This window comes from Pseudomonas trutticola BRTCR10 (assembly GCF_056155105.1).
Genome location: NZ_CM149552.1, coordinates 4588730 through 4609196, shown reverse-complemented (window position 1 = coordinate 4609196; position 20467 = coordinate 4588730). Strand labels below are relative to the sequence as shown.

Below are 20467 nucleotides of genomic sequence, written 5' to 3'. Positions count from 1 at the left end.
GTTGAGCATTCTCGTCGCTGCTGTCGTCTGGCCGTAGCTTTAAAACCCCCCACTATAACCATTGGAGACTGAAAGTTTCTTCTCCGTAAGGGACCTCTTCGTCTCCATTAATTGGAGGTGTGATTGTTAAACGATATTCAAGCGGTAATCAGTGATCCTGAAAACATTCCTGATATCCCGAACGCTTCTGCGCAATACCTCAAAGTCCGCTGTAACGCTGCCTATCTAATCCGAACTGGTGCTATCGACGATCTCCGTAAGGCTGGTTTCTCTGAAAACCACATTCTCGGATTCATCGATGGTCTCAACGCGGCTACAGAAATCGTGGAGCTGATGCAGGAGCAGCGGAACACGCCAACCGATGACGACTGATAGGAGGCCTCATGTGCTTCAGCAGCAAAGCAAAACAGCCAAAAGTTAATCCCCAGACCATCGCCGCACCTGCTCCCGTAATGGAGGACGCCCCGAAAGGCGTTGAGTTTGGTGACGACAGTAATAGCGATGGCTCGGATACCACAGACGGCCTTAAGGATCTGAAGATCAAGAAGGAAGAACAGGGTGAGGGTACGCAGTCGGCATCGGTCGCTGTGGATACCGGAATCACCCCTAAGAAAAAGACACAAAACGCGTCCGTTAAGCGCGCCATCAAACGAAAAATGTAAGGAGGACCTATGGGTTTCTTTAAGAAAGCATTCAAGAAAGTAACGAAGGTCATTAGCAAGGCTGGGGGTGACCCGTTGGGCGTGCTGGGTGGTGACAAGGATGAAAAGCCGAAAGAGGCCGCACCTGTAGCCGCCCCGGTGAACGCACCACCTCCAGCCAGCGCAGCCGCTCAGGTCGAAGCCCCGAAAGAGGACACCACTACCGACGAGGACAGTGACAGCGAAGCAGCAAAACGCGCCGCTAAGGCCAAGGGAAAGCGTGGTCTTTCAGTCGCTCGCAGCTCGGGGACCGGTCTGAACATCTAAGGAGGTCTAAATGGCCTCAACGGCTCGAACAGGGCTTGGAGAGGAATCGGCTAAAGCAGTCTACGACCGCCTAAAGAATGACCGTGTTCCCTACGAGACCCGCGCTGAAAACTGCGCAAAAGTAACAATCCCCTCGCTGTTTCCTAAATCCTCTGACAACGCCTCAACTGACTACACGACTCCGTGGCAGGCAGTGGGTGCGCGTGGCTTAAACAACCTGTCCGCCAAGGTGATGCTCGCCCTGTTCCCGCTGCAAAGCTGGATGAAGCTGAAGGTGTCTGAGTGGCAGGCCAAGCAGTTGGTCACGGACCCAGAACAGCTCGCGATTGTAGACCAAGGCTTAGGCATGGTTGAGCGAATCATGATGTCCTTCATGGAGGCTAACAGCTACCGAGTGACGCTCTTTGAGCTGATCCGACAGTTGGCCCTTGCCGGCAATGGATGCCTACACCTACCGCAACCTGATGCCAGCTCAACGGGATACAACCCGATGAAGCTTTACCCCCTCAGCTCCTACGTGGTGCAGCGAGATTCCTTCGGGAACGTCTTGCAGATAATCACACTGGACAAGGTGGCTTTCGCCGCTCTCCCTGAGGACGTGCGCAACTCAATCAGCGACGGGGGTGACAAGAAGCCGGATGAACAAGTTGAGGTCTACACCCACGTTTACCTTGACGATGAGTCCGGGGATTTTCTGAGTTATCAGGAAGTGGACGGTGAGGAAGTGGAGGGCACTGACGGGCAATATCCGCCAGATGCTGTTCCGTGGATCGCGGTACGGTGGACCAAGCGCGACGGTGAGAACTATGGCCGCTCGCACTGTGAGGAATACATAGGCGACTTGACGTCCCTTGAGAACCTCCATGAGTCGATGATTAAGTTTTCCATGATCGCCTCGAAGGTGGTTGGCTTAGTGAACCCTAACGGGATGACCCAAGTACGTCGACTGACCAAAGCACAGACAGGCGACTTCGTTGCAGGCCGTAAGCAGGACATCGAATTCCTTCAGCTCGAAAAGACAGCAGACTTCTCAGTCGCTAAGTCCGTGGCTGATGCAATCGAAGGGCGCCTTGCCTACGTCTTCATGTTGAACTCAGCCGTGCAGCGGTCGGGTGAACGTGTGACTGCTGAAGAAATTCGGTACGTGGCGAGCGAGCTTGAGGACACCCTTGGCGGTGTCTACTCGATCCTTTCGCAGGAGCTGCAATTACCCCTTGTACGCATCCTGCTCAATCAGCTTCAAGCCACCTCTCAGATTCCAGACATGCCCAAGGAAGCCGTTGAGCCGACTGTAAGCACTGGCTTGGAAGCACTGGGCCGTGGGCAAGACCTCGATAAGTTGACCCAGTTCTTCAATGGTCTGCAAGCGATTGCACCACTGATGCAAGACCCGGATATCAACATGAGCAACCTGAAGATTCGCCTTGCGAACGCCATTGGTATGGACACCGCTGGGCTACTGCTCACCGATGCCGACAAGGCCAAGAAGCAGGCCGAAGCGATGGTCGCTCAGGGCGGTCAAGCCGCTGCTGCTGGACTTGGTGCAGGTGCTGCCGCTCAGGCCACTGCAAGCCCCGAGAACATGCAAGCGGCAATGGATACCGCTGGCGTACAAGCAGGCCCAATCGCCGCCTGACAGAAACACCCACTAAAAGCAGGCCCACACGGAACCTTAGCGAATAGCTGAGACGACTCCGTGTGCCTGCTCATTTCAATTCAGAAAGGAGACTCTATGCGACTCAACATGCTGGCCTTGGCTATCGGCCACGTTTACCAATCCGCCGACGTCTATGCATCCTTTGGCGTAAATAGCGCCGTGATGTCGTCCAGTGACCCCGCTGAACACGAGCAGAACATGCTTGAGCTGAACGTTGCGACTCGCGACGGTGATGCCTCGATTGACCTTGTGGACCCTGCTGACCTCCCAAACGAAGAGCAGGAAGGGGAAACCAATCAGGACGAAGAGGCTGACAACGACGAATCTGAAAGTGACCTGGAGGATGTCGGCGAGGGCGAAGAATTCAAACCTCTCGGTGAGCCTGATGAAGAGCTGACCAAAGCCTCTCAGCAGCTTGACGATTACGCCTCGGGCTTTGATGAGATGCGCAATCAGGCCATCAAGGCCGGTCTTCCTGAAGCTGTAGCTTCCCGCATCGAAGCAGAATACGAAGCTGATGGTCACCTCTCGGATGACTCCTACGCGCAGCTCGCCAAGGCTGGCTATTCGGCTGGCTTCGTCAATTCTTTCCTCCAAGGTCAAGAAGCCGTCGCCGAGGCTTACATCACGAAGATCGTTGGTTATGCAGGCGGCAAGGAACAATTTGACCGAGTCGTTGCGCACCTCAAAGCAAACTCCCCGAACTCTATGGATGCTCTTTATGACGCCATGGAGCGCCAAGACCTGAACACCGTGCGAACCGTTATCAATCTGGGAATGGCAAGCCAAACCAAGAAGTTCGGTAAGCAGCCTGAGCGGACTTTAAACCGCCGTGGTGCTGTTCCAGCCGGTCGCACTACTCCGGCCAAAGTTCAGGGCTTCGAGTCTCAAAACGAGATGGTGAAGGCAATGAGCGATAAACGCTACGGCCGTGATAAAGCATATACCGCTGAAGTTGAAGCGAAAGTTCATAACGCTAACTGGTAACGCTTAGCGACCCCGAATTTAAAAACCCCCACTATAACAGGAAGATACTTTCGGACATTCCGTCTGAGGTTTTCCTGTGCCCGGAGATAACTGCATAAGGAGAACTATTACATGGCAAACGCACAAGGTGGTCAACAAATCGGCAAGAACCAAGGTAAGGGTCAAACCGATGCCGACAAGCTTGCTAACTTTCTGAAAGTTTTCGGTGGTGAAGTTCTGACTGCTTTCATGCGTCGTGCTGTAACCATGGACAAACACATGGTTCGTACCATCCAAAACGGCAAGTCCGCCTCTTTCCCAGTAATGGGCCGAACTGCGGGTTACTACCTCGCAGCCGGTGAGAGCTTGGATGACAAGCGTGGTGAAATCAAACACTCTGAGAAAGTTATTCAGATTGATGGCTTGTTGGCTTCCGATGTATTGATTTACGACATCGAAGATGCGATGGTCCACTACGATGTTCGAGCTGAATACTCTGCGCAACTTGGCGAGGCTCTGGCGATTGCTGCTGACGGTGCTGTTCTGGCCGAGATGGCAAAGCTGTGCAACATGCCAGCCGCTGCAAACGAAAACATTGCCGGTCTGGGTACTGCGACTGTTCTGCCAATCGGCACAAAGGCTGCACTTGAAGCTGATGCGGAAGCGATGGGTAAAGCGATTCTGAAAGGTCTTACTACTGCTCGCGGTAAGTTGACCCGTAATTATGTGCCCTCGACTGATCGTAAGTTCTACACGACTCCTGAGAACTACAGCGCGGTTCTGGCTGCTCTGTTGCCGAACGCTGCGAACTTCTCGGCGCTGACTGATCCTGAAACTGGCAACATCAAGAACGTTATGGGCTTTGAAGTAATCGAAGTTCCGCACTTGACCGCTGGCGGTGCTGGTGATGACCTCGCTGGTACTAACCGTAAGCACGCCTTTCCTGCGACTGCTACTGGTGATGTCCGTGTGGCCTTGGACAACGTAGTGGGGCTGTTCAACCACCGTTCTGCCGTGGGTACAGTGAAACTGCGTGATATGGCTCTGGAGCGTGCGCGCCGTCCTGAGTACCAAGCGGACCAAATCATCGGTCGCTACGCAATGGGTCACGGTGGCCTTCGTATGGAAGCTGCGGGCGCATTGGTTTTCACAGCGGCCTGACCTCAGTAACTGGCGTAACACTCAGCCAAGCAACTATGAGTCTCCAAATCGGAAACACTAAGACGCTGACCGCTACTGTTGCGCCTGCTGAGGCCACTAATACCTCCGTTACATGGACGTCCAGCAATACCGCTGTGGCGACTGTGAGTTCTGCGGGAGTAGTTACGGCCGTTGCACAAGGAACTTCTACTGTCACCGCCACAACTGTCGATGGTTCTTTTGCCAAGACATGTGCAGTGACTGTCCCAGCTCCATAACCACTTAAAACCCCTCATCCCGTTTCTTTATGGGGCGAGGGGTTTTTTGCTTTCTATTCACCCAATTTAATGGAGGCCTAATGGCAGACTTTGAATCCAGCATTGAGTCCGATCAGGAACTACAGGCCGTTAATGACATGCTCGCCTCTATTGGTGAGTCCCCTGTAAGTTCCCTTGAAGGCGACCCTAATGCTGACGTGGCTAATTGCCGTCGTTTGCTCAATCAAGTGAATCGTGAAGTCCAATCAAAAGGATGGGCCTTCAATCTCGAAGAGGATGCTTCGCTTGTTCCTGATAGTTTTTCGGGTCTTATTAACTACCAAACTGATTACCTCAAGATAACTACCGGGACCTATTCAAATCGTGGTGGGTTTCTCTACGACCGCACGGCCAAGACAGACGTATTTACTCAGCCAGTAACAGTAACTCTTGTGCGTCTTCGGGAATACCAAGAGATGCCTGAGTGTTTCCGTTCTTACATCGTCGCCAAGGCATCACGACGTTTCAATATCCGGTTCTTCGGGGCTGGCGAAATTGAAGGTTCCTTGCAGGAGCAAGAAGAGACTGCGTGGGCCGAGTGCCAAGAATACGAACTTGATTACGGTAACTACAACATGCTCGATGGTGATGCATGGACCGGTGGCCGAATCTCCCGTTAATTAAACCAAGGAGGGTCCTATGGGTCTTGTTTCGCAATCAGTTAAAAACCTCAAAGGAGGTATTTCACAACAACCGGACATTCTTCGTTTCAGTAATCAGGGCGAAGCACAAATCAATGGTTGGTCCTCAGAAACTGAAGGACTTCAAAAGCGCTCTCCGACGACTTTTGTGAAACGGTTGGGTGGTGTAGGCATGTATGGCGCAAAGCCTCTTATTCACCTTGTTAATCGGGATAGCGCCGAGCAGTACTACATGGTGTTTACAGGGCAAGGTGTCGCCGTGGTTGACCTTAAAGGTAACTCCTACGCAGTCCGGGGATACAACGGTTACGCAAATTGCGCAAACCCGCGCACTGACCTACGGCTTATCACTGTAGCCGACTACACGTTTGTCACGAACCGCAGCAGGGTCACCGCGATGCAATCCACACTGACACAAGCCGGATACCCACGCTTGAATGGACGCTGCATCATCAACGTGCGAGGTGGTCAGTACGGGCGCACCCTGAAGATCATCTTGAACGGTGGCGCGGTGTTCACCTTGAAGATGCCAATTGGCGACGCAACTGCGACCAATCCGCCGCAGGTAGAACAGACAGACGCTGGCTGGATTGCCGCTCAGTTCGCGAACCAGATCAATACACAACTCGGGCCTTCCGGCTGGTATGCGCAAGCCGGTCAAGGCTGGATCATGCTGACCGCTCCATGGAATGACACGATTAGAACCATTGCCACCGAAGACGGTTATGCCAATCAGCTTCTTAACTCTTTCGTTTACCAAGTACAGACATTCTCGAAGCTTCCAGCGCAATGTGCCGATGGGTATTTGGTGGAGGTAACGGGAGAGGCTTCACGCTCTGGGGACAACTATTGGGTCCGCTACGACGCGGCTGGTCTGGTGTGGCGGGAGACAGTCAAACCGGGGATCATCACCGGGATCGAGCCTACATCAATGCCGCATGCCCTCGTTCGGGCCGCTGATGGCCAGTTTGATTGGACGCCTCTGACATGGGCCGAACGGACCTGTGGGGACGACAACACGAACCCTATGCCGTCCTTTATCGGGGACAAGATCAACGACATCTTCTTCTTTCGGAACCGCCTCGGCTTTCTCTCAGGGGAAAACGTGGTGATGTCCCGGACCTCCAAGTATTTCAATTTCTTCCCTGCGTCTGTGAGCGCGATCAGTGATGACGATCCGATTGACGTAGCGATCAGCCACAACCGGGTAAGTATCCTCAAGTACGCCGTACCATTCTCTGAGCAGTTGTTGCTGTGGTCCGACCAAGCTCAGTTCGTGTTGTCTTCTCAGGGCATCCTTTCGAGCAAGACAATTCAATTGGACCTCACTACAGAGTTCGACGTGAGCGACGGCGCGCGCCCTTTCGGGATCGGTCGGGGGGTCTATTTTGCAGCGCCTCGGGCCAGCTATACGAGTCTGAAGCGTTACTACGCAGTGCAGGACGTGAGCGACGTTAAGTCCGCTGAGGATGTCTCGGCGCACGTTCCGAGCTACTTGCAGAACACCATCTACCACATTCACGGTTCGGGTACGGAGAACTTCGTTTCGCTGCTTTCTGACCATGCCGAGAATCAGGTCTACATCTACAAATTCCTTTATCTGAAAGAAGAACTGGTACAGCAGTCGTGGTCCCACTGGGAATTCGGACTGAATAACCGAGTCCTCGCGGCTGACTGCATTGGGTCCTACATGTACCTGCTTAATGAGCGTCTGGGAGTCGGCTTGTGCCTGGAGCGCATTGAGTTCACAGCCGACACCGTGGATTACGTGCAGGAGCCTTATCGCGCCTACATGGACATGAAAAAGCTGATGGCTCCATCGAGTTACAACGAGGACCTCAATGAATCCTATGTGAGCTTGAGTGCTGTATATGGCGGCGTGCCTGACTCGGCCTCTGTGTTCTATACGCTGGACCCTCAAGGAGTTCTTGAGCGGCACGAGTCAGCCAACTGGAACGTGGACGACCGTATCAAATTCGTTGGAAATCGGATGGGCACGACGTTCGTTATTGGTCGTGAATACGGCTTCCAATATGAGTTTTCCAAGTTCCTCATCAAGCAAACGGCCGACGACGGAACAACCTCGACGGAGGACATCGGGCGCCTTCAGCTTCGCCGTGCATGGGTCAATTACGACACCTCGGGCGCCTTCGAAATCAACGTCAATAACGGCTCAACTGAGTACGTCTATGTGATGGCAGGAGGGCGCCTCGGAACTGAGGTGATGATGGGTGAGCTGACTCTTGGGACAGGCCAATACAAATTCCCCGTAACAGGCAACGCCAAGGCACAGCGGGTCACCGTTTCGTCTTACTCGCCGGTCCCTCTGAACATTATCGGGTGTGGCTGGGAAGGTAACTATCTGAGGCGCTCAAGCGGCGTGTGAGTCAACTGGTGGGGACGTCAAAACCCCCCACTATAACTATGACTCATGCGGAGGATTTAAAACGCTATGCACCTAATCAAGGCCACGGAGGCTCACTTGAAGGCCGCTGCTGACGACCTATGCGCGTCGGACCTCCAAGAATTTCACTGCATGAAAACTGGAAGAAACCCACGCGATGTCTTACCAGCGGCTCTTGATGAGAACGCTCAGGCCATCGTTGTTGGCTCTCTGGTTCTCGCCGTGGGAGGCCATACAAATTTGGGTATCTGGTTTGTCACCACGAACGTGGTTCACATGCTGACCAAAGCCGAGCGCTTCCAGTTCTATCGGTTACTCAAAGACAACTTGGAGTGGGTCAAGCGCCGCTCACCAAGCCCTAAAACAAACTGGGTTTCAGTAGACAACCACGCGCATATCCGACTGCTGACAAAGTTGGGGGCCTCTTTCGATGAGGGTCTCTTTATGTCACCTGCCGGATTTGCGTTTAAACAATTCTGGCTATAGGAGGAATCGCCCCATGTGCGAACCCGTAAGCATCGGCATGGCTATCGTAGCCGTCGCAGGTGCAGCTATGAGTGCATCTGAAGGGGCCAAGGCCAAGGGTCAGATGACCGACAACGAGCGCAAGCAACAGAACGAAATCGTCAAGCAAGCAAACTTCGCCGAGAACGATCAAAAGCTTGCCACTGTAGATAAGAACGATGAGGCCCGGCGCCAGCTCACGGAGGTCAATCTACAGGCCATGCGGAACCAAGGGACTATTAACACGGCCGTCGGTGAGTCTGGCCTTGCAGGCAACTCGATGGACCGCCTGAAGAACTCAGTGGCAAATGACGCGTCCGCTCAGAAGATGAACATCACGGACAACTACACACGCGACTATCAAGCCATCTTCGCGAATCGCGTGGGCAGCTCCGAGAATTCCAAGGCCGCTGTACGTGGTCTGGGCGGTAATAAATACAAGGTGAACAACATCGCGAACGCTCTCAACATCGTGTCGGCTGGCGGTGCTGGCTACGCGGCTGGCGAAAGCATGACCTCGGCTAATACAGCGAAGAACGTTAAAGGAGGTAAATGATGGCCAATGAGATTGCAAAAGCGCTAAACCAATCCGCTCAGTCCACAGGTGGCCGTCAAGGTTTCAAAGCTGGGCAAGGGGCAGGTTACCAAGCGGCTCGTATCAAGGCAGAGACCACGGACAACTCTCTTGGCGATGCCATGCGGAACTTCGTGAAGGCAGGTGCGGGGGCCTACGGCACTTACGCAGAAAAGCGACAGGCACAGGCGGACGAACGCTCTAACGAGATTATCCGCAAGCTGACTCCCGAGCAGCGCCGTCAAGCTATCGGAGAGGGTACTTTGCTCTACGCAGATGACCCGGACGCAATGCAGCAACTGCGCCTAAAGTCTGGCCGTAATGCTGCCTATGAGGTGGATAACGAGGTCCAGACGGAAATCCAGAAAGGGTCATTCCGATCCCGTCAGGAGCTGGACGAATGGCGTCAAGCCCGCATGGAGCAGAAGGCGAAAAGCTATGCGGAGATGGCGGGCATTGATCCAAATGACACCACGTATCAGCAAGGTTTCAACGCGGACATCACAAGGCGCAACGCTGCCGTCTACGACCTGCACTCACAATACCTCTCGAAAAACCTTGAAACGCAGGCGGTCCTTGAAACGCAAGCTGACCTTCAACCGATGCTTGATGACCCGAAGACCCTCAGTAATCCGGCATCGGCGGACCACTTCACGAGCTACTTCAACAACGGACTGAAGACAGGCATCTTCCCGAGCGATGGCCATGCGGTCCAAGCGCTCCAACGTGTGGCTTCTGCCGCCGTGGACAAAGAGGGCGGTGTGACGCTTCTGGACAATCTCGGAGACAAAACCCTCAACGTTTACGGCGGGCAACGCCGCGTGGCGGACTTGTTGGGTCCTGAGATGCTGGACAACCTGAAGATGAAGGCCGCGACATCTGCATACACTCGGAACTCCAAGCGTAACGAAACGTTTGAGCTTGGCCTGGCTAACGCTGTGAGTGATGCAGACCCTGCAAGCGGCTGGCAGAAACTAAATAAGCTTGAGCAGGGCAACGACTGGATTCAGACAGGTGAGCAGATGACGCCGCAACGGCAGAAACTCATCGCTGCCAAAGCTCAGATGATCGCCAAGGTTTCCCAGCAATCTCAAGCAGGGCTCCTCAAGTTGCAGCAGTCGGCTCAGGCAGACAACCGGCAAGCTGTCATTGATGACGCCTATTCGCGTCGGATGGCAAAAGAGAACGTGGCGGTTTCCCCTAAGTTTCTCCCAGTGAATGACAGCACAGGCGAATTCAAAGAAAGCGACATGGCGACCTATGCGGCCAACAAGCTGAATCAGATCAACGCCATGGACATTCCTGAGTCGAATAAGTCCGAGATGAAGACGGCTTTGCTGCGAGCGGATTACGACAAGGGACCCTTTCAAGAGAACTTCAGGGCGCTCCTTACAGACGCCTCGCGGGAGTGGCAGGGCGCTTTGCTCAACCCTGAGCCGACCCAAGAAATGCCCCGCCTGAAGGAGCTTCAAGCCGCCTATCAGCAAGACCCTTCAACCATCGCTCAGCTCTTCCCCGATCAAGCTGGGCTTCTTGAGAAGCTTCGTTATTCCGCTGAGTCAGGGATTGACCCGCAGATTCTCATTGATGACGAAAAGTCGAAGAGGGGAATTAGTCAAGACGAACAGAAAGCGCGGGACCTCGATTGGGCTTCGGTGAAGAACGACAGCGGCTATAAGGAGCTGAAGTACCTCCCGAATCAATTTGAGGCCCAAGCACGTCAGGTCTACAACGCTATGAATTTTCGATCAGGGGATTCTCCCAACGCCGCAAAGGCCGTCTCTGATTATCTCTCGAAGACCGCTGTGTCCTTCACAGATTCAGGCGGCTGGACCGATTCAACGAGCTTCCACGGGATGGTGAGTAAGCGGGACCTTATGACTGACGTCAACGATGTCAACTCATGGGAGACCGGCAAGTCCATCGTTGACGAAACGATGCAGGGTCTCAAGAAGGATGCCGATTGGGGGGCTGGTGGCCTCACGGTTACTTCAACCCAAGGGAACATCATCATTCAGTCACTCACCGGGCGCCGTCTCCGGCTCAGCAAGGAGGCTCTCGGAAACCTTGCACGCGACCGTGCAGCCCAGCAGCAGCAAGCACTCTTCGATAAGAACGTTGAGGCCGCTCAGAAAACTCAAGAAATCCACGAGCGTTACATCCTCGGAGGAGCCCGCAAACAATGACCTAATAGGAGAAACGAATGACTGATTACGCATCGGTGAAGGCCAAAGGCACGCCATATGACAGCCTGATTCGACAAGAAGCTGACCGCAACAACATCCCCTTCGACTTCATGCATAAGCTGATTTTTAACGAATCCAGCTTTGAGCCAACCGCCAAATCTCCTAAAGGCCCTTTGGGTCTCGGACAGTTCACAGAGCTGACCGGTAAAGCCTACGGTTTGATGACTCCTGAAGATCGTATGGACCCGCAGAAAGCAGTCCCCGCAATTGCACGTCACCTCAAAGACCTCAGTGGTGCCTATAAGGGCGACTTGCTGAAAACCGCATTGGCCTACAACCAAGGTCAGGGCCGTTTAGGTTCTCCGCAATTGGCTGCGCTGGACACAGGTGACTTCACGAAGATCAGTCCAGAAGGGCAGAACTACATGCGCAAGCTGCTGGACGTTTCCGGTGATTCGCCATCTCGTCAGTGGTTCGATGCGCAGGAGGTGACCAATCCCGGCATCAACCCAAAGGCTCAAGCCGTCACCTTTGAGGAAGCAACTCAGGGTGTGGCGGCAACCTCGAAGGTTCGTGTAGGTGAAAACCTGCCCCAACTGGGGAACATGAATCTTGATGGTGGTACAGCGCCGCAAACGCAACAGGATTACATCACGCTCAAAGACCACATTGGGAAGCCCGATAAGGACACCTTTGAGGGCTTGGGTGATGCTACTGCTGCCGCACTGGCGACTTCTCCAATGGCCTCGATTTTCCGCTATGCCACACAGGAAGATCATGACCCGCTCGAATGGGTTAGCTCTACAGACAACTCTCAGTGGACCGCTGAGGATTACGACACGATCCGCAAGGAAGGTGTAGATCCTCAATACTTCAGCTTCGTGCAGGACTACGCCAAAGGCAATCGGGCCAATCTGCCAAGCGCCATCGCCATGGCAAAGGAAAACATGGAGTACGAGCGGCGCATCTACGCGACAGGTACGGGCTCGCAAATTGTGAGCGGGTTTGCAGGAGCTGGCCTCGACCCAATGACCTACGTGCCGCTGCCTGGGACTTCAGGTCTCCGTCTCATCTCCCGTGTTGCGCAAGGTGCAATGTATTCAGGCGCTGCCGCCGTGGCGTCTGAGCGTCTTCGAGAAAACATGACGGGTATTGAGGGCCACTATGGAACCGCATTGGTTGGTGGGGCCCTATTTGGTGCAGGCGCTACAGTTCTCTTTGATAAAGCTTTTAGAGCCGCGTCTAAAAGTGCCCCACGTCCTGAGATGGCTGACGGGGATCTTGAAGCGATTCTTGCGCGGCATGGCGAGTCTGCTTTACCGAACGAACGCGTTAGTCTGCATCCTGAGATGGAGCCTGACTTTAACGATTTTGCAGCTCAGAGCATGCGCTTGGAGGCCCGCGAGACAGCCCGTCAGTTGGGTCAGGAAGATCCTTCACGGTTCCCATGGCTGGCCGGTGAGGAGCCGAAAGAAGCGTTTGGTGTGAACTACGTGGAACACCCCCATGAACCGGGCGCTGTCCGCTTACAAGATGGTTCCATTCTGTCGGCCACTAACCCGCTCAATCCAAAGCTACTGGCTGAGGCCGCTGAGGTCATGCCTGACCGTGCCGCTAAAGGTGTTTCGATGGGTGGCTTTACAGAGATCGGCTACACGCTCAATCGCTCGGAAAGCCCGGAAGTCTTGGCGATTGGTAGTCAGTTGTTCCGCTCGCCTACAGGGACCGTCACCGGATCTAACGGGAAATTCGGGGCAACCGCGTCGGACATCATTGAGCGCATCCAAGGTCAGGACCATGTGACCTACAACAAGATGTCGGAAGAGGTCTTGGAGGCCATTAAAGACCCGAGCTATGCGATGACCGATGGAGGCCGTCAGGCTCACATTGAGCGTGCATTTCGCCGTGTCGCTGAGGCTATTGAGGAGGTGTCGGGTAACAAGCTGACTCAACTCACAGCAGGCGAGCGAAAGCTTATGGACACCGTTAAGAGCCACTACGATCTCAAGGGTGACTATCTGGCCGCACCGGCTCAGTTTGGCAACCGCAAGGCTCGCCCTGTGTTGCCCGAGACGCGTCATGCTGGTTCCTACATTCCTAACATTTATTCGAGCGCCGCCAAGAACCTTCACCTTCAAAAGTTTGGCGGTCAGGACGGCCTTCAGAACGCCATTAAGGAATCGTGGTTGGCCAGCTATGCGGCTCGTCCCCATGTCAAATCTCGTGTCGATAACTACCTGAAGGCTGCTGTTGAGAAAGAGCTGAAGGTGCGGATGCCCAAGCCGGTCGGTAAGAAGCCTCCGGTGCCGGTGGACGCCGTGAAGCTTCGTGAAGAAATCTTGGATGAGCTGGTAGAGGACTACGCCACTCGGAAGGCTTTCGGTGTCGCTAAGTCGGAAGACTTCGATGCGTCGAACCTTCTATCCCTGAGTGACCAAGGAAGCATCCCCGGTTCTATGGGACTGGCCTCCAACAACTTCCTCGAAGGACGCCACCTGTTTGATTCAGACATGGCCGTACCTTTGTCGGATGGTTCTCAGTTCGCCGTTAATGACCTTCGTGAGTTCGATCTATCGCGCATCACTCCAAGCTATGACCGCCGTGTTAATGGTGACATTGGGATCATGGGCGCTACAGGGAGAACCACAGCGGAACTCCTCCACGACATCACTAAGGTGAAAACCCCTGTGGTATCCGAGCGTAAGGCCCTCGAAGAGTCCGTAAAGATTCTGACAGGGCGGGCACGTCGAGTCCCTGAAGGCGCGCTTGCAACTGCGGCTCGCTCCCTGACAGACATGAGTTTCTTCGCGAAGAACGCGTACATGGGTGTGCAGTCCATCACTGAGGTTGCTGCAATGGTGACCAAGGGGCATACCCGAATGCTTCTAAAGGGCGTTCCACTCCTGAAGGACATGACCACATGGGGCTCCAAGATCAAAGCTAACGACCTTGAGGACATGCACCTGATGGTCTTCGGGCGGGAGCTTGATAACCACATTCGCCCATCGCGGCAGGACATCATCCAGCGTCTTCGGGACCATGCTGAAACTAACCCGACGCTCGCTCAGATCGTGGGCACGATCAAGTACGGCACTCAGGAATTGGCGGCGCGTTCGCCGTTCACCAAGTTCCTCACTGAGTCGTCCAACTACATTGCTGACGCTGGGCGGCAAGGTGTCTTGTCGGACTTCGTTAACCACGTTGTAGCGGGCCGCAGCTCAAAGCTGTTTGAACCTGAGCGGTTGAAGTCTATGTCTGTAACCCCTGAGCAGTTCGCGGGGATGAAGGACCTCATTTCGACTTACGTTAAGAAGCAACCTGACGGGTCCTATAAGGTCACCGACCGTGCAGCTTTCCAGCGTGATCCCCGAACAATGGACCTGTGGCGAATGGGCGATAAGATCGCTGACGAAACCATTCTCCGACCTCACAAGTTCTCATCGACGGACACTGAGGCCTATGGCGCTGGCGTGAAGATGGCTATGCAGTTCAAGAACTTCACGATGCGCTCAGTCAACTCCAGGCTCATCCGTGGCTATTACGACGCGACGAAAAATGGGCGAGCGATTGACCAAACTGTGCAAGCCGTCCTTTCGACTGGTTTGGCTATGTCTGGCTATGTCGCAATGAAGTACAGCCAAGCCTCCGGGATGCCTAAGGACCAGCGTGAGAAATTTCTACAGCAATCCCTTGATCCCAATATGTTGGCTTATGCGGCTGTTTCGCGTAGTTCCCATATAGGCGCTCCTCTGGGCTTGGCGAACATCGTAGCGGCACCTTTAGGATTCGATCAGGCCGCAATGGTCCGTTCCTCGATTCTCCCACGAGGGCCTAAAGAGCAACGCCCACAAGGCGCCATGAAGTACACCGCTACGAAGGACGACCGAACTACAGCGGTACTCGGTCGATTAGCTGAACAGGTTCCCGCTTACGGGGTTCTCTCCAGTGCTGGGCAGGTTGGCTACAACGCGTTTGGGGCATCTGGTACGGATTCCCGGCGCGCTGACCAAGAGTACATGACAGGCATTTTCAACGGTCTTCGTGGGCTCGTGCCGAACGATCCAGTCAGCCAGAAGTTGTTGCTGATGATGATGGAAGGGCAGGGCGTAGAGATTCGTTAAAACCACCCACTATAAGCAGGACAGAAACCTTACGGGGTCACTTTGTCCTGCTTTCTATTATCTGAAAGGAGGTATTAATGGCCGCACCTAAAACCGTCCTCACGTATCCCCTTAATGGGGCCTTGAAGGACTTTCCTATTCCGTTTGAGTATCTCGCAAGAAAATTCGTGGTCGTGACATTGATCGGCGCTACCCGAAAGGTACTGACGCTCAACACGGACTACCGTTTTTCAACCCGCAAAATGATCACGACGAATGCCGCGCTGGGGCCCGCCCAAGGGTTTGACCTTATCGAAGTTCGACGTGTGACATCTGCCACCGAACGCCTCGTTGATTTTAGCGATGGCTCGATTCTGCGGGCTTACGATTTGAACACGTCTCAGGTCCAGTCTCTCCACATTGCTGAGGAGGCGAGAGACCTCACCGCTGACACCATCGGCGTGAACAACAACGGTGACCTCGATGCACGAGGCCGGAAGATCGTGAATTTAGCTGACGGTGTTCTTGATGGTGACGCCGTGAACTTGCGGCAACAGAAGACATGGGCAGGGTCCGCACTGAACCAAGCTTTGGCCTCAGCAGAGAGTGCCAGGCAGGCGGCGATAAGCGCCTTACAGTCCCAACAATCTGCCGTTAACTCCCAGAACTCTGCGGCTGCTTCTGCGAACTCTGCGGCTGCTTCCGAGGCTTCGAATAAGGCTTCCCGCACGAACAACGAGCAGTCCTACCAGAACCTCGTTGCGGCGCAACAACAGGCAACCAACTCGGCAAATTCCGCGAGCGCCTCTGAAGTTTCGCGGCAAGCGGCGGCGGCAAGCCAAGGAGCGGCGGCAAGTTCCGCGAGCACCGCAACGGCTCAGGCTGACCGTGCCAAAACGGAGGCTGACAAGCTTGGGAACATAAACAGCTTTGCGGGGACCATTGAGTCGATAAGTTTGGACAATGCGGTTCAATTTAAGGCTGCGGTCTGCGCTCGGGGCGCCTTCGCGGTGCGTTCCGATGGGGATGCCAATATGTTCTTTACCGCCGCAAACGGTACGAACACCATGCGCTGGACACGAAACGCGGCCCGTCAGATGCTCCTAATTGACGACGTGTCGAACACACTCCGCGCTAACTTTGGCACAGGTGGGACACTGGATATCCCAAGTACGCTCACTGCGGGCGGGGCTGTTCGTTCGAATTCGGGGTTGATAGCCGTCCAAGCGACGAGCCCCACGGCAAATACCCATACTTGGCATTACCACTCCGATGGATCTAATCGGGGCATTCTGTACATGGACAATGCGTGCAACTACCACATCCAGTTAGCAGGCCGCGAACATGTCGTGTTCTACGCTGCGGGCAACACAGGCTACAACGGCCACATTATGGCACCGTCAGCAGGTTTCACGGGACGGATTACAGCCAACGATATTGTCGTGGCGGGTAATGTCCACTCAGGAAATGGCGGGGCCTACCTCGCTACAGACGGGAACCTCTACGGTGGCGTTTGGGGCGGTTGGCTATCGAACTGGGTAAACAACAACTTCATCTCTCTGGGCAGCTTCCGAGCGCGCTCCGCTGAATACTTTTCGGCAAACCAGATTGGCTCTTATTGCTTCCTTCAAAACGTTTCGGGCACCAACGTGGGCCAAAACGGATTGCTTAGCGGCGGGCAATTGCGCCTCTCTTCTCATAACAACGTATCCGGCACTGCCCCCGAGGGGACATGGCGACAGCTCGGCTGGGCGAATAACCAAGGCGTATCCGTTTGGATTCGTGTTGCATAAGGAGGACTCAATGAAATTTCCAACCACTTGGGATAACGGCATCACGCTGCTATCCCTTGCGGGGGCCCACTGGGCTAACCGCGAACAGACCCTAATCAATGTCACGGCTACCTTTGAAGCTCTCGGTGACGTGCCCTTCACGGCAAGCCCCAGCGACGTAGAGGAGCACGGTCGAGACATCTTCAAGCATCTCGCTGCTGAACCAGTGGGGCCTTGGGTGAGACCCGAGGTGACCCCTGAAGACCTACAAGCCGAGCTGGATAAGCTCATGCCGGATGTTCTCTTGGGCCTCGCAACGCCTGACGAAATGTCCTTGGCTAAATCCCTGCGACTGCAAATCAAGGAGATGACCGGATGAGCATTGAAATGGACTTTCAAAATGGGGTCGTCAAGTACGTCCCTGTGGCCGCTGGCGCAGGTGCTGACGTTGCAAGTCGCTTTGCTGGCCTTTCCCTGAGTGACTGGTTCTATGTCGCTCTTATCACTTACACAGTCGCTCAAACCGTTGTCATGGTCTTCAGGACCGTCATGGAGGAGAAGCGCAAAAACAAGGAGTAACCAATGAGTGAAGACGTACTTCGCCAGCTTCTAACGGCCATCGACACGGTGACCGCAAAGAGCCTCTTAGAGGATCTTCAAGACGAAGCGAAGCGAACCCCTCAACTGTACAACGCTGTCGGCAAGTTCCTCGAACGACACAAGTTCACCATCGCCAAGCTGCAACCCGATGCCTCGCTTTTGGGTGACCTCGCAGCCGCACTCAATGAAGTCCCCGAGTTGACCGACGAAGAACTCTACGGTCCCGGCGAAACCCACCACTAAGGAGCCCACCATGAACACCCTAACCAAGGGTCTCTTGGGGCTTCTGTGTGCCTGTCTACTTTTCCTCGGGATTTACTTCAAGGGATATAGCGACTCGGATCAGAAACACCTCAACGAGGCCAACAAGACCGCTTTGGTCTTCCGGCAAAAACAGGAGGAAGAACGTGAGCAATCTCAAAAAGCTTTGGCAGATATCTCGCAGCAATGGCAAGCGTATCTCGCTACGAAGTCTTCATTGTCTCAAGGGACTATTGATCGGCTGCGCAATGACGGTATCCGCCTGTCAGTCGAACTTGCCGACGCCCGCGTGTGTGCAGTCACAGGTAGTTGTGGACCCGTCCCTAATGGCCGCGCCGAGCTATCAGACAACACTTCTCGATTCCTTATCGAGCAAGCCCAGCGGGCAGACGCCCAAGTAACTGGCCTTCAGAAAGCCGTAAAGGAGCTTCAAGGTGGTGGTATTAAATGACCAAACCTGTTCGCACTGGCGAGCAGGACATAGCATTAATGAAAAGGTCCTTTGTGGCCTTTTTGTTTGTCCTGTGGCGCGCCCTAAACCTCCCTAAACCCACCAAGTGCCAGATAGACATGGCACGCACGTTAAGCGATGGCAAACAGCGTCGCTTTATTCTTCAAGCCTTTCGGGGCATCGGGAAGTCTTTCATCACCTGCGCCTTCGTGGTGTGGAAGTTATGGAACAACCCCCAACTCAAGTTCCTCATCGTGTCCGCTTCAAAAGAGCGTGCAGATGCCAACTCGATCTTCATCAAGAGGATCATCGACCTCTTACCCTTCCTTTCAGAGCTGAAGACAGGTCCCGGCCAGCGTGACAGCTCCCTGAGCTTTGACGTGGGGCCAGCTAAGCCCGACCACTCTCCCTCTGTGAAATCTGTGGGTATCACCGGCCAACTGGCAGGTTCCCGTGCAGACATCCTTATTGCGGATGACGTGGAGGTTCCAAACAACTCAGCCACTCAAGTTGCCCGTGAACACCTGGGCGAACTCGTGAAGGAGTTCGATGCGATCCTAAAGCCGGGTGATGCCTCCACGATTATCTATCTGGGCACGCCTCAGACTGAAATGACGCTGTATCGCGAGCTTGAGAAGCGTGGCTATGTGACGACTATCTGGCCTGCACGCTATCCGAAGGACTTGAAGGATCGCGAAAGTTACGGCCATCGCCTTGCTCCGATGATTGCCGGCGAGCTGGATGCAGATGGCACGCTGTATTGGCAACCCACTGACCCTGTGCGCTTCGATGATACGGACCTGCGTGAACGGGAACTGTCATACGGCAAGGGCGGCTTTGCCCTACAGTTCATGCTCAACCCAAACCTGAGTGATGCCGAAAAGTATCCTCTCAAGCTTCGGGACTTCATCGTTGGTCGCTTCAGTCTCGACACGGCTCCTACCACCTTCCAGTGGCTGCCTAACGGCAACAACGAAGCCAAGGGCCTTCCTAACGTGGGCCTCAAAGGTGACCGGTTCCACCGATACGAGACTGTAGGCAATGCCTCGGCGCCATATACAGCCAAGATTCTCGTAATCGACCCAAGCGGGCGAGGGAAGGACGAAACAGGTTACGCCGTCCTTTATATGCTCAACGGCTACATCTTCCTGATGGACTGGGGCGGATTCCGTGGTGGCTACGATGACAAGACCTTGCAGTCCCTTGCCGACATCGGGAAGAAGTTCAAGGTCAACGAGGTCGTCATTGAAGGTAACTTCGGTGATGGCATGTACGTCAAGCTGTTCACCCCTGTGATGACCCGCACGCACCGCTGCGCCGTCACTGAGGTTAAGTCTAAAGGTCAAAAGGAACTCCGTATCTGCGACGTGCTGGAGCCGGTGCTGGGTAGTCACAAGCTCGTTGTCTCGGAGGATGTCGTAGCGAAGGACTATGAGACCGCCCTGAACATCGACGGTACGACTGACGTGCAGTACAGCGGCTTTTACCAGCTCACACGCATCACAAAAGATCGGGGCTCACTGGCTCACGATGACCGACTTGATGCCTTAGCAATTGGTGTGCAGTTCTTCACTGACGCCATGGAGAAGGATTCCGACGTGGGCGCCTCAGAGATGCTCGAAGAATTCTTGATGTCCCACATGGAAAACCCACTGATGGGCTTCGAGGATCATCGCCAGATGGTCATGGGAGACGTAACGATGCAGTACGAAGAAGACGGCACAACCACCAACTATATGGGTTGGTAACTCAAAGGGGACCTTAACGGGTTCCCTTATTTTTCAAAATGGCCACCTCTGAGAGGCCCGGTCTACAAGGCCTCCAAATACCCCCACTATAAGCAGAGGGGACTTAAGGTTACTTGTAAGGTGATTCCCCCCCCCCGGGGGGGGGCCCCCCCCTGATACAGAGAGGCCTTAAAGGGCC

19 protein-coding genes are annotated in these 20467 nt (G+C 54.4%); all 19 read left to right on the top strand.

The genetic code is table 11. The features are described 5' to 3' along the window. Positions 1-123 precede the first annotated feature (123 nt). The 19 genes from ACVVH8_RS20860 (at position 124) to terL (ending at position 20289) form a co-directional block, all read left to right on the top strand. Entirely contained in the window at positions 124-372 is a 249-nt protein-coding gene (locus tag ACVVH8_RS20860; protein WP_475226087.1) for a phage protein, read from the top strand. A gap of 11 nt (positions 373-383) precedes the next feature. Then, complete coding sequence (locus ACVVH8_RS20855; protein ID WP_475226084.1) at positions 384-662, top strand: DUF5476 domain-containing protein; 279 nt, start codon at positions 384-386, stop codon at positions 660-662. A gap of 9 nt (positions 663-671) precedes the next feature. Next, the gene (locus ACVVH8_RS20850; protein WP_475226081.1) at positions 672-968 is read left to right on the top strand and encodes a hypothetical protein; all 297 of its coding nucleotides are present in this window, start codon (positions 672-674) and stop codon (positions 966-968) included. Between the two features lie 10 nt (positions 969-978). Next, a complete protein-coding gene (locus ACVVH8_RS20845; protein WP_475226078.1) occupies positions 979-2604 on the top strand; it encodes a portal protein in 1626 nt (541 codons plus the stop codon). 96 nt (positions 2605-2700) lie between these two features. After that, the gene (locus tag ACVVH8_RS20840) at positions 2701-3612 is read left to right on the top strand and encodes a capsid assembly protein (protein ID WP_475226076.1); all 912 of its coding nucleotides are present in this window, start codon (positions 2701-2703) and stop codon (positions 3610-3612) included. A 111-nt stretch (positions 3613-3723) separates the two neighbouring features. Continuing rightward, positions 3724-4752: a major capsid protein gene (locus ACVVH8_RS20835; protein ID WP_475226073.1), complete on the top strand. Its 1029-nt coding sequence runs from the start codon at positions 3724-3726 to the stop codon at positions 4750-4752. Beyond that, positions 4731-5009, top strand: coding sequence for an Ig-like domain-containing protein (locus ACVVH8_RS20830; protein ID WP_475231210.1), 279 nt, complete (start codon positions 4731-4733; stop codon positions 5007-5009). Before ACVVH8_RS20835 ends, ACVVH8_RS20830 begins: the two co-directional genes overlap by 22 nt. Before the next feature lie 80 nt (positions 5010-5089). Next, entirely contained in the window at positions 5090-5668 is a 579-nt protein-coding gene (locus tag ACVVH8_RS20825; RefSeq protein ID WP_475226071.1) for a hypothetical protein, read from the top strand. Between the two features lie 19 nt (positions 5669-5687). Then, a complete protein-coding gene (locus tag ACVVH8_RS20820; RefSeq protein ID WP_475226068.1) occupies positions 5688-8075 on the top strand; it encodes a phage nozzle protein in 2388 nt (795 codons plus the stop codon). A 150-nt stretch (positions 8076-8225) separates the two neighbouring features. Then, positions 8226-8579: a phage protein Gp13 family protein gene (locus ACVVH8_RS20815; RefSeq protein ID WP_475226065.1), complete on the top strand. Its 354-nt coding sequence runs from the start codon at positions 8226-8228 to the stop codon at positions 8577-8579. Positions 8580-8592: 13 nt separating this feature from the next. Next, positions 8593-9153, top strand: a complete 561-nt coding sequence (locus ACVVH8_RS20810; RefSeq protein WP_475226062.1) for a virion core protein, T7 gp14 family — start codon at positions 8593-8595, stop codon at positions 9151-9153. After that, positions 9153-11357, top strand: coding sequence for a hypothetical protein (locus tag ACVVH8_RS20805; protein WP_475226060.1), 2205 nt, complete (start codon positions 9153-9155; stop codon positions 11355-11357). The genes ACVVH8_RS20810 and ACVVH8_RS20805 overlap by 1 nt, the downstream gene beginning before the upstream one ends. 17 nt (positions 11358-11374) lie before the next feature. Continuing rightward, complete coding sequence (locus tag ACVVH8_RS20800) at positions 11375-15478, top strand: transglycosylase SLT domain-containing protein (RefSeq protein ID WP_475226058.1); 4104 nt, start codon at positions 11375-11377, stop codon at positions 15476-15478. A 77-nt stretch (positions 15479-15555) separates the two neighbouring features. Further along, positions 15556-17250, top strand: a complete 1695-nt coding sequence (locus tag ACVVH8_RS20795; protein ID WP_475226055.1) for a phage tail fiber domain-containing protein — start codon at positions 15556-15558, stop codon at positions 17248-17250. A 10-nt stretch (positions 17251-17260) separates the two neighbouring features. Further along, entirely contained in the window at positions 17261-17608 is a 348-nt protein-coding gene (locus tag ACVVH8_RS20790; protein WP_475226052.1) for a hypothetical protein, read from the top strand. Beyond that, positions 17605-17808 carry a phage holin family protein gene (locus tag ACVVH8_RS20785; RefSeq protein WP_475226050.1) on the top strand — a complete coding sequence of 68 codons (204 nt, stop codon included), beginning with the start codon at positions 17605-17607 and terminating at the stop codon, positions 17806-17808. Before ACVVH8_RS20790 ends, ACVVH8_RS20785 begins: the two co-directional genes overlap by 4 nt. Positions 17809-17811: 3 nt before the next feature. Next, positions 17812-18072 (top strand): hypothetical protein, encoded by a 261-nt coding sequence (locus ACVVH8_RS20780; RefSeq protein WP_475226047.1) that lies wholly within the window; start codon positions 17812-17814, stop codon positions 18070-18072. A 10-nt stretch (positions 18073-18082) separates the two neighbouring features. Next, positions 18083-18541 (top strand): lysis system spanin subunit, encoded by a 459-nt coding sequence (locus ACVVH8_RS20775; protein ID WP_475226045.1) that lies wholly within the window; start codon positions 18083-18085, stop codon positions 18539-18541. Beyond that, a complete protein-coding gene (gene terL / locus ACVVH8_RS20770; protein ID WP_475226042.1) occupies positions 18538-20289 on the top strand; it encodes a phage terminase large subunit in 1752 nt (583 codons plus the stop codon). The genes ACVVH8_RS20775 and terL overlap by 4 nt, the downstream gene beginning before the upstream one ends. Positions 20290-20467: the final 178 nt, after the last annotated feature.